The sequence below is a fragment of the Alkalibacterium sp. genome, from assembly GCF_046484155.1.
Classification (GTDB): domain Bacteria; phylum Bacillota; class Bacilli; order Lactobacillales; family Carnobacteriaceae_A; genus Alkalibacterium.
In genome coordinates, this window is record NZ_JAWOBT010000102.1 from 1 (window position 1) to 13,177 (window position 13,177).

Consider the following 13,177-nt stretch of genomic DNA (forward strand, 5'->3'; position numbering starts at 1 on the left):
GTTCTCACAACTATATGGTGGCGACTACGAGTATGGTGCGCGAATCATTATCCTAGCCAGTTTCCTGGCCATCGTTACCATTCCATTTATGCTCAGTTTCGCTTCAGCCGTTTTGTTTTGATTTAACTACTGAAAGTAAAACAAAGTGAAGTGCGTTCTGGAGAAAATAATAAAAAGACAGGCACTATTTACATTGAATTATTTATTATAAGTAAAAAGAGATGACAACCGAGGTTAACCTCAGATGTCATCTCTTTTTTTACAATAGTTTAAAAATTATTATGCGCACGAGAAGACTCGAACTTCCACGGGGCTACGCCCCACCAGCCCCTCAAGCTGACGCGTCTACCATTCCGCCACGTGCGCATTGTACTCAACAAAATTTATCATATCAATCTTTCAACCTATTGTCAATATCGTATATAGAAATTATGCTAAATAATTCTAGAAATTACGATCATATGTTACATAAAAAGAATTGTCTTTTGTAAAACCTCTCACCATCTATGCGGCGAGAACGTTCGACCATGCCATTTTACCAAGGAGAATACGGACGCGTATGGATATGACGGATACCAAAAGACTCTAGAACCTGTTGGAAGGCCGTTTTTTTAACTGAGTGCGGTTGGGTACTAGTGAATTCAGATCCATTATCTGTCTGCACACAGTCAGTTTTAAATCCCATTTTCTTTTCCAGTGTGTGAACGAATTTTGTTGTATGGGTCAGGCTTTTTTCATCCACTAGTGCCAATACACTTTCTTTTTCTTGTCTTTTCTTTTTTTTATAAAACACTGAATTCCTGAAGGAGCCCGCTCACGGTAAGAGAATTTTTTTCTCTTTATCTTCCTCCTAATGGACTACGCGATATCTTATTGAAGTCTGCTCGAACAAAGGAGTTTGTCGCTAGGAATAAGAATAGCGCGCCAAAAGCTGTAATGATGATCCCACTCATCCAAGGTGTTACTATGAAGCCATTCAGATCAAAGGCCAAACCCAGTTCCACCCATTCTGTTTGTGTCAATCCGCCTTTTTCCAGCATGATGGTTCTAAAGAAAGCTGTCGTATAAGTCATGGGATTGAAATACGCAATAAATCGAAGAACGTCAGGTAAAAAGGCAAGTGGGATATACGCTCCAGATAAGAAAGTAAACGGAAGTACGACGGCTTGTTGTACGACTTGAAAAGTGGAAGAGCTTTTGACCATTGAAGCTAAGAATAAGCCTAATCCCGAAAAAACCAGTCCGACTAGCATCAAGGCCAATAAGACATAAATGAGGGTATACCAATGGTCAAAGCTCAAGCCAGTAAAGAAACCGAGTATCAATATCAAAATCCCTTGTGTGGTCGCTATTGTAGCAGCTGATAAAATTTGTCCCAGGGCTACTTGAAAACGACTGGTCGGACTCACTAGGATTTCTTTCATATAACCTGAAACAGTATCATCGATCGTCGAGGTCGCAATATTCAAAGAAGTTTGAAATACCGTTGCTACAATGATTCCTGCAAGTAAGAAAGCGGTTGGATCTTCTACTTGATCTGTTTGAAAAACAGACTTGAAAACATAAAGGAAAAAGAAGGGAATGACTAATGAAGTGATGAGTTTGACTCGATCACGAACGAATCCTCTGATGTTTCTGAGCCATAGTGCAGTGATTGTTCTCATTCTGTGGCCTCCTCTCTAATTTCTTTACCTGTGATTTCTAAGAAGACGTCATTCAGTGTCCCTTTTTTGATTTCCAGATCTTTTAATTCGTTTTTGAACTGGTCGACAAACTGCAGAAAATGTTGAATAGCATCGATATCGATATCGATATAAAAAGTTTCTTTTTCTTTTTTGTAAGTGTGGTCATCCCTTTTCAACGCTGCTTCAAAAACATCCGGATTACTCACTTTTACGATGGCTTTATCTTTTGTGTAAAGCCGTTTCAAATTTTCGGGTGTATCGTTTACCATGATTTTTCCATTATCCATAATGGCTACGTGATCACAAATTTCTGCTTCATCCATATAATGTGTAGTCAGAAAGATGGTGATATTTTTTTCTTTTTGCAGTCTGGCAATGTATTCCCACATCCTATTTCGCGTTTGCGGATCCAGGCCGCTTGTCGGTTCATCTAAAAATAAAACTTTTGGATAATGCAACAATGCGCGGGCTATTTCCACTCGTCGTTTCATTCCGCCCGAAAGACTAGACACACTTTTATTCTGCCAATCGAGTAGATCAACAAGGGTCAACACAAAATAGATTCGATCCTTGACCTCCTGTTTGGGTACCCCATAAAAAACACAGTGCATCTTCAAGTTCTCATTCACCGTCATTTTTTCATCTAATGTTTGCGATTGGAAAACTACTCCGATTGCTTCACGTACGGCATCTTTTTCGGTTGAGACATCTTTTCCGTCGATCAACAATGTTCCAGCTGTTTTTTCCATCATCGTACATAATGTATTGATCGTTGTACTTTTCCCCGCTCCATTTGGTCCCAGAAAGGCAAATATACTGCCTTCTTCTACTTCAAACGAGACATCATCTACTGCTGTAAAATCACCATATTTTTTAGTATAGTTCTTCACTTCAATAATCGGTTTCATGATTCTTTCTCCTTTTCATTTTTCACAATACCTATCAAATTTGATCCAAAATCGGCTTATTCAAAAAAAATCTATGTGCTTTATAATTTCGGGTTTGTTTTGCGGGCATGAAAATTTTTTTATTTATTTTAGGATGATTCAAGTATAGTGAATCATCCTGTCTTTTGGAATTACTTTGTTTGCTCAGTGTGGTCTGATTCAAAAAAATGATATATATTAGAAGAGATCTATTTGGAAAGAGTAGCAGGTACAGTCACACGCGGATTACGTGGCCCCATTATCAACGAAGGAGATTCAATCGAAGAGACCGTAGTCGAAACCGTTTTTCAAACATTCTAAGTGGGATCGCACGTGGGTCCAAGCATGTTGTCTTGATGTTGAGTTACCCGGCTGATGAAGGGGGTAATCAACTCTAGAAATTATGCTAAATAATCCTCAAATATACGCTTATATGGTATCTTTGAAGAGAAGATATTTTGATTCTAATTCAATGAGGAGAGTATGCATATGATAAAAAACATCGTATTCGATATGGGAAATGTCCTGATTCGATATGCCCCGGCAGATTTCATACAAACTTTTACATCCAACGCCGAAGATCAGAAATTATTATTAAATGAAATCTTTTACGCTGATGAATGGCAGCAATATGACCGAGGGACCATTACAAAAGAAGAAATCATTAAAAATGCCTCAAAACGTCTTCCCGAAAAACTTCATGCGTCTGTTTCAGAAGTAATGGATATGTGGTATAAAGAAATGACCCCTATTTCAGCGATGGAAGATATCTTGAAACGATTGAAAGCAAGTGGGTACCATCTGTACTTATTCTCGAATGTGTCACAGGATTTCCACCAGTTTAAACATATTATTCCTGGACTGGAGTATTTTGACGGCCTGTTTCTTTCTTCCGACTGGAAAAGTATCAAGCCGGAAGAAGAGATCTACCAGAATTTTTTCACTCACTTTGACCTTGAACCTTCCGAGTGTTTCTTTGTTGATGATCTAGCTGTAAACATTGAAAGTGCCGCTGCTTTCGGTATGAAAGGTCATGTATTTGACGGCAATATTCCAGCCCTCAAGACTCATTTTAAAAAAGTTGGCATTACTATATAAGACACAAAAGACAGCAGTTGATTATTAGTCAGCTGCTGTCTTTTGTGTTTCTGCTTTTCCAATTAATTCAAATCTGCCTTTACACTTGGCACAAACAAATTTAGCTGTATTGAATCTTCGCTGCCTTTGAGTAACGCTCCCGCATTTTTTGCATTGATAGTGCCAGTATTTTTTTCGTTCTTCCGGTTCTTTTAATGATGGCGTGTAACGTAAGCCATCCACTCGCTTGAGCAAGTCTTTAAAGGCTTTGTCCTTGTGCTGGAACCCTTCTCCACTTAAATGCAGATGATAGTGACAAAGTTCATGTTTGATAACGCCAATAAAGGTTTCCAGTCCCGCTTTTTCTAGAACACGGGGATTAAAGTCCAAATCATGTGAGCCCAGATGATAGCGTCCACCGGTTGATCTTAAGCGATTGTTAAATAAGGCTTGATGACCAAACGGTCGGTCAAAGTGATTCTGCGAAACGGCCTCGACTAATTTTTGCAATTCAATTGTTTCCATAAATGGTTCCACCTTAGATAGAAAAAGAGGCCAGTAGAAACTCCTGACCTGACCAATTCTCTTCACTTATTTTTTCTTCGTTTTTTCAATCATACTGAGTGCGATGCGTCCTTTGTTCATATCAACAGAGTCGATCCAAACCTTGACGATATCGCCCACAGCAACAGCGTTACTCGGATGCTTGACGAATGAATTGCTCAGTTTCGATATGTGCACCAAGCCGTCCTGCTTGACCCCAATATCCACAAAGGCTCCAAAGTCGACAACATTTCTCACGGTTCCTTCGAGTTCCATGCCTTCTTTCAAGTCTTCCATTGACAACACATCTGTACGCAGGAGTGGTGCCGGCATATCGTCACGCATGTCCCGACCCGGCGCAACCAAGGCTTTTTTGATATCTTCAATGGTTTCTACGCCTAAGCCGGTTTCCTCAATTATTTTCTCGTCATCCACTAGTTCAAAGCGGGCTTCCAGGTCTTTAGAACCCAAACTATCTTTCTTGAGTCCAGTCAGTTCGATGATTTTTTCTGCTTCTTTATATGTTTCCGGGTGAATGCCGGTATTGTCAAACGGTTCTTTCCCATCTGGAATACGCAGGAAACCGACGGATTGTTCAAAGGCTTTAGGTCCAAGACGCTTGACTTTTTTCAGTTGCGAACGGTTCGTAAATTTGCCGTTTTCTTCACGGTACGTTACCACGTTTTCAGCTGTTGTTTTTGTCAGTCCTGAAATGTGCTTGAGCAAAGCGGCACTCGCAGTATTCACGTTGACACCCACCTGGTTGACCACGACTTCGATGACAAAGTCCAACTGATCACTTAGTTTCTTTTGAGACACGTCATGCTGATACTGTCCGACACCGATTGATTCCGGATCGATCTTAACCAGTTCAGCCAACGGATCCTGGAGACGCCTGGCGATACTGACGGCACTGCGTTCTTCGACTTGTAAATCAGGAAATTCACGTCTTGCTTCCGGACTCGCTGAATAAACCGAAGCGCCTGCCTCATTGACGATCACATAAGCCACTTTTTTATCGACTTCTTTGAGGGCGTCAGCGACAAAGGTTTCTGATTCACGGCTCGCTGTCCCATTACCGATGGCAATAGTGTCCACGTCATACTTATTCACCATGTCCAGGAATTTCCCTTTCGCTTCATTTCGCTTAGCAGCTGAAGCGGGCTGGTGCGGATAGATAAGGTCGATCGCGTGAACTTTTCCTGTCGCATCGATGACAACTAATTTGCATCCCGTTCGGTAAGCAGGATCCAATCCCAAAATCGTCTGATCTTTTAAAGGTGCCTGCAGAAGAAGGTTACGTAGATTTTCTCCAAAAACATTGATCGCTTGCTCTTCTGCTTTTTCTGATAAATCACTTCTGATTTCTCTTTCGATCGCTGGTCCTATAAACCGTTTGTACGCATCACTGATTGCTTCTTTGACTTTTTCCGCTGCTTCTGTTGGATCTCCTGCAGGCAATTCCTGACGTACCATATAACGGTTGATATAGGCTTCATCCACGTCAATAGACACAGCAAGGATATCTTCTTTATCGCCACGGTTTAAAGCCAGTATACGGTGAGAAACAAGCGTCTCGAGCGATTCTGAATAATCATAATACATTTCAAAGACTGATTTTTCATCCGCTTTTTCATTTTTCACCTTTGAAAGGATTTCACCTTTGTTGTACGTGTATTCACGAATCCACTTACGGTAGGTTGGATTATCCGAGATATGCTCAGCGATGATTTCATGGACACCAGCCAAGGCCTCTTCAACTGACTTTACGTCATTTTCTTCATCGATATATTTCTCTGCTTCAACCGCTAGAGACTCGCCCGGATAAGTTAATACCCATTCAGCTAGGGGTTCCAGTCCCTGTTCTTTCGCAATCGTGGCTTTCGTGCGACGTTTTTGTTTATATGGACGGTACAGATCTTCCACACGCTGCATCTGGTTCGCTGCTTTGATGTCTTTTTCAAGCTCAGGTGTCATTTTCCCCTGTTCTTCGATCGATGCCAGCACGTCCGTTTTACGTTTTTCCAAATTAGTTAAATAGTTGTTTCGTTCTTCAATTTCCCTGATTTGTACTTCATCGAGTGAGCCGGTTGCTTCTTTACGGTAACGGGCTATAAACGGTACGGTATTTCCGTCACCAAGCAAGTCCAGCACAGATATAATTTGTTTTTTAGAATACCCTTTTAAATCTTTGATCAATAAATTCATTACGTGTTTATTTTCTACTTCTACCAAACGATTCATCTCCAATACTTTAGTTCATCCTGTCTAGTTTATCATAAAATCCAAAAAGAGCGAATCCTCTCTCTCTCGGATCCACCCTTTTCATAGGTCGAATATCACTAAACTTTTTTCCAGCTGATTCTTAAGTCGCTTGTCTGTCCAGTGTTTACTGCTTCCTAAACACGGAGAAATATAGGTTCTCTTCGCATCCTGGACAATTTTTCTGAAATGCACATGTCCCATGATGCTGTATTCGATTGTTTCAAAATCATCATAAACTGTTTCATAAGCTTTTGCACCTAAAAAGGCATTAGCATAATTGTATATGCGGTGCGGTAAAGGAACGACGAAGTCACCATGCGTAGCGATATGTGTCATCAGGATTATTTTTTTGTGTTTAACAGTCGCTAAATCCTTGTAAAGTTGTTTCAACATATCCTGACTCACATCTTTATCGCTTTGATTCCAGTTCACGAAATGAAGATCATTCCAGGAAGCAAAGCCGTATTTCTTTTTCTCGAATTGTGCTTCACTATACTTGTCTTGATCCCCATAGCCGTAATCATACCATCCTGGTGTCCCCACGATAGCCCATTCATCATTGAGGTCGTAAGGCTTGCCGACAAGCGAATAGTTTTGTTTATTGAAGAAACGGTCGATTTGATCCGTGTCACTCATATCATGATCTTTAGCCCAGTAGTCGTGATTCCCAGGAACAAACTTGACAGGGATCCGAGTAAGTTCTGTCAAACTTTCCAAAAACTCATGACTCTTTAAATAATGATTGGAGATATCTCCGGCAATCAACAAGACATCTATCGCTTTCGCTTTTATCATTTCAGCGAGCGTTATCAAGGTTGTTTCATTCGGTTCCATTTCCCATTCGTTCCTGTCGATATGCAGATCAGATAAGGTGCCTATTTTCATTCCTTTTATAATCCCTTTCTCAAATATTCTGAGAAGGCATAGCCTTTGTTATCTACCTTGTAATGGTCAACTATGCCATTCTTGTCAAGCACGAGCCCATGGATTGCCCCACCGTATACCGCCCCGCCATCAATACCAATTTTCCCATCACCTGATTGCCAGATATCTGTATTGTACTGTTCCTTATGAAGCATTGCCGTAACGGTATGTCCAAAGACAAAAGTTTTACCCGTATGATTCGGTTGATCATAAAAGCCTTCTCTGATCCAGACGTAATCACGTTTTCTGGAATCACGCCAGTCGTTTAGCGTTAAATCAACGCCGGCATGAACAAACACATAATCTTCCCATTCATATATTAAGGGTAAAGACTCGATAAACGGTTTCAGCCAGGGTACTTTAGCCAGCATACTGGCCGCAAGTTCAACTGGGTCATACTTTGCTGTTTTAGTCTGTAAGAAAGATTGAATCGTCACCATTCCGCCATTCATTTCATATGTGGTTGCGGAATATTTCGGATTATCCAAAAAATCTAGAAGCATTTCTTCATGGTTGCCTCGTAAACAAATAGCTCCATGTTCATCCACTAATTCCTTCGCCAGTTCGAAACAGTCCTTAGGATTTTCTCCCCTGTCTCCCAGATCTCCGATCAAGACTAACTGTTCTTCATCTGGCTTCCAATGATCCAACAGTTGTTTGAACATTGTGATTTGACCGTGCACATCACCGACAACAAATACTTTATCTTTCATCAAAGATTCTCCTTCCCATTTCATTTTCATCTCTCACGCGTCTTCTAATTGTATTAATAGTTTACCACACATCGGTAAAACTCTCTAAACGAACCCTCTCTTTTTACCGTTCCATTCAGGCAATAGAGGTAAGTACAACAGATAAAAAATGAAGATTTCATGACTTTATTCCGTATTCGTAGCATATACGTTTCACAGGCTGTATAATTGTTGTATAATTAAATTTGTGAATTATTATTTAATAATAAGAATAGAGAAAGGACGCTTTAATTATGAGAGGGAAAAAATGGATAGGATCGATACTCTTTTTAGCTTTTGTCGGCTTTGTCGGCTACAGCATATACAGCAGTCAGCAAGAAGATGATACCATTACTGTTCGAACAGCTGAAGTGGTTGAAGCTGATATCACGGAAACAGTGGTTACGTCGGGTATCATTGAACCGAGTGAAACACAGGAGATTATGGGACAGGGCCTAGTCAATGAGCTGACTCTGGCAGTCGGAGATACCGTTAAGGAAGGCGACACTGTTCTATCCTACATGGACGGCACAACCTTTGAAGCCAACTTCGACGGCACGGTTACTCAAGTGAACGTTTCAGAAGACGAAGCCGATACGAATGCTCAGCAAGGTCGTCCGTCACTCGTTATTTCAAATCTGAATGATTTACATGTGGCACTTCAATTATCTCGTTCAGATGCAAGTGAAGTCGATGTCAATCAGCCGGTGATTTTAACTTACAATGACACTGCATATGACGGAATCGTTTCAGAAATCGATCCAGTCGCAACGCAACAGCAGACACAAACGGGGCTAACTTCTCGACTAGGCGCTGAGGTTACCTTCGATACAGACACAACGGATCTAATTGCCGGCTTTGAAATTGACGTTGACATCATTGTTGACTCAAAAGACAATGCCCTGATCATTCCGGTTGAAGCACTTAGCTATGATGAGAATAATGAACCATTCGTTTTCATCATTGACGACAATGTTGCTGAACGTGTAGCCATTGAGACCGGTATCCAGACAGATGCTGATATCGAAATCGTCAGTGGTTTATCAGCGGGCAGTCAGGTTGCGCTATCGCCCAGTGCAGATTTAGAAGATGGTCTTGAAGTCGAGTTAGACAATTAGAAGGAGGATATCTCGTGATAGAAATTACCGATATAGACAAAATATATCGTTTGGGTGGAGAAACTATCAGAGCATTAGATAAAGTGACTCTCTCAATTCAAAAAGGAGAATTCACCTCAATTATGGGTCCAAGCGGATCTGGTAAATCTACATTAATGAATATTATAGGATTGCTTGACCGTTTTGATAGTGGTAAATATTTACTCAACGGAACTGACGTAACCGGCTTATCTGATTCTCAATTAGCCGGTATCAGAAACAAAGAAATTGGGTTTGTTTTTCAATCGTTTAACTTGATGGCGCGTATGAATGTCTTGGAAAATGTGATGCTCCCTCTCGTTTATGCAAAAGTCCCTTCTAAAGAACGCATTGAACGAGCGACAGAAGCATTGGAAAAAGTGGGTCTAGGTGACCGTTTATACCATTTCACCAATGAAATATCCGGTGGACAAAAACAGCGTGTTGCCATTGCACGTGCGATTGTCAATAAACCGTCTGTCTTGCTGGCTGATGAGCCCACAGGTAATTTAGATTCTAAAACGACGCAGGGAATCATGCGTGTTTTTCAGGATTTAAATAAAGAAGGCACCACCATCGTTATGGTAACCCATGAACCCGAAATGGCTCAGTACTCCAAACGGATCGTTCACTTCCGAGATGGTGCCATCACCAAAGATGAACCGGTCACGCCCAAACAACTTCCAAAAGTGGAGGCGAATTAAATGTTCATAAAAGAAAATTTTAAAATGGCACTAGACAGCATCTTTGCAAATAAAATGCGCTCGTTCTTGACCATGTTAGGCATTATCATCGGTATTTCTTCGGTTATTGCCATTTTAGCTGTAGGAAACGGCGCTGTTCAGGAGATCACAGCGACCTTTAGTGACATTGGTGCAACGACTATTAACTTGACCGCAAATAGTACGGATGAATCAAACGAATCGCTCACACAGGAAGATTTAGTGGTGTTGAAAGACTCTATCGATGAGATTCGTTATATTTCGCCCAACCAGCAAATAACGGGAACAGCTGCTTCTGACACAAATGCGCGTCAGACAGTCATATCATACGGTACACCTGATTTACAGTTTATCAGTCAAGCGATGAGTTCTGAATTAATTCACGGACGTTACTTTAATCAAGTCGATTTTGATGAAAATAATGACGTGGTGGTCATTGATGAAGATGGAGCTGAAGCTTTATTTGGTCGAACAGACGTTGTAGGTGAATCCCTACGCATGACTATCACTCAATCCCGTTTCGATTTACGTATTGTTGGTGTGGTGGAAGGTTCTTTTGCCAATATGCAAGGAGCCTTTGACCCAGACCAGATTCCGCTATTCATATCCATGCCTCAATCGACATTAGGCCAACAAATCCCGCAACTCTCAGGGATGGATTCAGCAATTATTCAAGTAGAAGATACTGAACAGATCGAACCTGTATCAAATCAGGTTGTCAGACTTCTGGAACTTCGCAACGATGCTGTAGGAGAAAACATTTATAATGCCAGAAACTTCCTACAGGCACTCGATCAAGTGAACAATGTCCTGAGTTTGTTTATTAACTTCATCGCTGCCGTAGCAGGTATCGCTCTACTTGTTGGTGGAATAGGCGTTATGAATATCATGCTGGTTTCGGTAACAGAAAGAACCCGAGAAATCGGAACACGTAAGGCCTTAGGTGCAACAACCAGAACCATCTTGGTTCAATTCTTGATGGAATCCATTATTCTGAGTTTAATTGGTGGAATGATCGGCCTGACCTTAGGCATTATTCTTTCTAATATTATCGCCGGGGCTCTGAATATCGTCCCTGTAGTCACACTGGGAAGTGTCGCTTTAGTGCTTGTCTTTTCAACAGCAGTCGGTGTCTTCTTCGGCATGTATCCTGCCCGCAAAGCGGCTCGCTTGAATCCAATCGATGCTTTAAGATTTGAATAAGGTTAGTCACATCAAAGAATTTTTTTAGAATTAAGAAAAGAACCCAAAAAATCAGTAATTCTGCTGATTTTCCGGGTTCTTTTCTTTTTTATCATTTATTGCGTATATTCAGTTGCTGTCATAGCACCTCAGTGTCGAATCCTACCCTTATATCCGACACTTTCAAAAAGCATGTAAGATAGGATCTTTCTATTTCCTATACGTTATAAAACCCGAGTGGATACCTTCATAGGCATCCACTCGGGTTTGTTTTTCTTCCTTTAAATTAATCCAAGTACCACGAAGTTGAAAATGAATAAGGCTGTAGTTGCCCATAATACTGGATGGATCACACGTGCTTTTCCTTTAACAACTTTAGTAATAATGTAGAATAAGAACCCTGCGGCAATACCGTAAGAAATACTATAAGAGAATCCCATAAATATTGATGCAAAGAATGCCGGAATCGCTTCTTCTAAATTATTCCAATCGATTTCTGAAAAAGCTGACATCATTAGAATACCCACAACGATTAGAGCAGGAGCAGTAGCTGCACCTGGAACAATTGACATAACCGGTGAGAAGAAAGCTGTTAATAGAAATAGTGTCCCTGTAGTTAAACTTGTCAAGCCTGTACGTCCACCAGCACCAATACCAGCAGCACTTTCAACAAATGTAGTGACCGGCGAAGTCCCTAATACCGCTCCGAAAGACGTAGCAACGGTGTCCGCAAGCAAAGCTCTTTCCATCTTAGTATTTAAACCAAGGCCTTTATCCATTGATTTTTCATCTTCCAGTGTAAAGATACCTGATTTTCTCCCCGTACCAATAAAGGTCCCGATCGTATCGAAAACGTCAGTCAATGTAAAAGCAAAGATAGTGATGAGTATAATAGCATAACGTGAAGGATCGGCTAATAATGAACCTAGTCCCTCTGACCCAAATGCTGCTCCGAATGTCGTACCTAATTCTCCAAATGCTGATGCCAAAGAATTGGCTGGATTACTTAATCCGGATAAGTCCGTCACACCCATTGGAATACCGATGATCGTAGTGAATAGGATCCCGATTAAGATAGCCCCTTTAACTTTGGCAACCATTAAAATAATAGTTACAATCAAGCCTATCAGTGCGAGTATTGCGTATGGATTCATAAAGCTTCCCATATCCGGTATGATACCGCCCCCGGTCACGACAGTATTGATGGCGCCATTGATTTCCATTCCTGCAGTGTACGGCTCATTATTTATAGATAAAATCGATTGCCCTTCTGATGTGAATGATAATAATTGCGCATTTTTCAGACCGATATAAGCAATAAACACGCCAATGCCCCCGCCGATGGCATGTTGCAGTGATTCTGGTATTGCATGAATGATCATTTTTCTAATTGAGGTTACTGTAATTAAAATTCCCACGATACCCGTTAAAAACACCATGAATAAAGCCTCTTGCCAAGTAAAACCTAGTGCAAAAACAACAGTATACGTGAAGAATGCATTCAAGCCCATGCCTGGAGCCTGGGCATACGGAACATTAGCATATAAAGCCATAATAAGTGTGCCTACCGCTGCTGATAAAACAGTGGCTAAAAATACAGCCTGCGTTGGCATACCTGTCAACGATAATATTTGTGGGTTAACAAAAATGATATAAGACATGGCAAAAAATGTCGTTAATCCGGCTGCAACTTCTGTTCCTACTGTGGTGTCATTTTCTTTCAAGTGAAAGAATTTTTCTAACAAAGATAAAACCCTCTTTCGTATTTTTTCTCCATTCTCACGGAGTTACTACTAAGGGTTATCCAATATAGATAACTGGGTTATTAACATGTAAATGAAAAAAAGACAGTTTCCCGTCTCTAATCAACTACATCATAAACAATACTTATTGTTTAATCTAATAGTCAATCCTTTAAGGGGATTGGTAGAAACTATAGCCCATATCGCTAAATTATATTAGATAACGCTTATTAAGATAGCTTAA

At 40.7% G+C, this 13,177-nt stretch carries 12 protein-coding genes, 1 tRNA gene and 1 riboswitch; of the genes, 4 read left to right on the top strand and 9 right to left on the bottom strand.

Translation table 11 applies throughout. From position 1 onward, the window contains the following. Positions 1–282: 282 nt before the first annotated feature. The 4 genes from R6U02_RS07110 to R6U02_RS07125 all read right to left on the bottom strand — a co-directional run bounded on the left by R6U02_RS07110 (position 283) and on the right by R6U02_RS07125 (position 2,593). Positions 283–366: transfer RNA gene (locus tag R6U02_RS07110), tRNA-Leu, on the bottom strand. Between the two features lie 169 nt (positions 367–535). Next, positions 536–793 carry a DDE-type integrase/transposase/recombinase gene (locus R6U02_RS07115; RefSeq protein WP_410262920.1) on the bottom strand — a complete coding sequence of 86 codons (258 nt, stop codon included), beginning with the start codon at positions 791–793 and terminating at the stop codon, positions 536–538. 46 nt (positions 794–839) lie between these two features. After that, positions 840–1,664 (bottom strand): ABC transporter permease, encoded by an 825-nt coding sequence (locus R6U02_RS07120; protein WP_410262921.1) that lies wholly within the window; start codon positions 1,662–1,664, stop codon positions 840–842. Then, positions 1,661–2,593 carry an ATP-binding cassette domain-containing protein gene (locus tag R6U02_RS07125; protein ID WP_410262922.1) on the bottom strand — a complete coding sequence of 311 codons (933 nt, stop codon included), beginning with the start codon at positions 2,591–2,593 and terminating at the stop codon, positions 1,661–1,663. Before R6U02_RS07125 ends, R6U02_RS07120 begins: the two co-directional genes overlap by 4 nt. Positions 2,594–3,100: 507 nt before the next feature. Here R6U02_RS07125 and R6U02_RS07130 point away from each other — a divergent pair. Beyond that, positions 3,101–3,709, top strand: coding sequence for an HAD family hydrolase (locus R6U02_RS07130; RefSeq protein WP_410262923.1), 609 nt, complete (start codon positions 3,101–3,103; stop codon positions 3,707–3,709). A 24-nt stretch (positions 3,710–3,733) separates the two neighbouring features. Here the strand turns inward: R6U02_RS07130 and R6U02_RS07135 are convergent, their stop codons facing one another. The 4 genes from R6U02_RS07135 to R6U02_RS07150 form a co-directional block, all read right to left on the bottom strand. Continuing rightward, entirely contained in the window at positions 3,734–4,213 is a 480-nt protein-coding gene (locus tag R6U02_RS07135; protein WP_410262924.1) for a SprT family protein, read from the bottom strand. A gap of 66 nt (positions 4,214–4,279) precedes the next feature. Beyond that, positions 4,280–6,466: a Tex family protein gene (locus tag R6U02_RS07140; protein ID WP_410262925.1), complete on the bottom strand. Its 2,187-nt coding sequence runs from the start codon at positions 6,464–6,466 to the stop codon at positions 4,280–4,282. A 90-nt stretch (positions 6,467–6,556) separates the two neighbouring features. Further along, positions 6,557–7,381: a metallophosphoesterase gene (locus tag R6U02_RS07145; RefSeq protein ID WP_410262926.1), complete on the bottom strand. Its 825-nt coding sequence runs from the start codon at positions 7,379–7,381 to the stop codon at positions 6,557–6,559. A 5-nt stretch (positions 7,382–7,386) separates the two neighbouring features. Continuing rightward, the gene (locus R6U02_RS07150) at positions 7,387–8,133 is read right to left on the bottom strand and encodes a metallophosphoesterase (RefSeq protein ID WP_410262927.1); all 747 of its coding nucleotides are present in this window, start codon (positions 8,131–8,133) and stop codon (positions 7,387–7,389) included. Between the two features lie 272 nt (positions 8,134–8,405). Here R6U02_RS07150 and R6U02_RS07155 point away from each other — a divergent pair, with 272 nt between their 5' ends. Genes R6U02_RS07155 through R6U02_RS07165 form a run of 3 tightly spaced genes read left to right on the top strand, consistent with a single transcriptional unit; the run spans position 8,406 to position 11,212 of the window. Next, complete coding sequence (locus R6U02_RS07155; RefSeq protein WP_410262928.1) at positions 8,406–9,269, top strand: HlyD family efflux transporter periplasmic adaptor subunit; 864 nt, start codon at positions 8,406–8,408, stop codon at positions 9,267–9,269. A 14-nt stretch (positions 9,270–9,283) separates the two neighbouring features. Then, positions 9,284–9,991 carry an ABC transporter ATP-binding protein gene (locus R6U02_RS07160; protein ID WP_410262929.1) on the top strand — a complete coding sequence of 236 codons (708 nt, stop codon included), beginning with the start codon at positions 9,284–9,286 and terminating at the stop codon, positions 9,989–9,991. Then, positions 9,992–11,212 carry an ABC transporter permease gene (locus R6U02_RS07165; protein ID WP_410262930.1) on the top strand — a complete coding sequence of 407 codons (1,221 nt, stop codon included), beginning with the start codon at positions 9,992–9,994 and terminating at the stop codon, positions 11,210–11,212. Positions 11,213–11,472: 260 nt separating this feature from the next. Here the strand turns inward: R6U02_RS07165 and R6U02_RS07170 are convergent, their stop codons facing one another. Continuing rightward, positions 11,473–12,936, bottom strand: coding sequence for an NCS2 family permease (locus tag R6U02_RS07170; RefSeq protein WP_410262931.1), 1,464 nt, complete (start codon positions 12,934–12,936; stop codon positions 11,473–11,475). Positions 12,937–13,074: 138 nt separating this feature from the next. Then, positions 13,075–13,172: riboswitch (purine riboswitch) on the bottom strand. Positions 13,173–13,177: the final 5 nt, after the last annotated feature.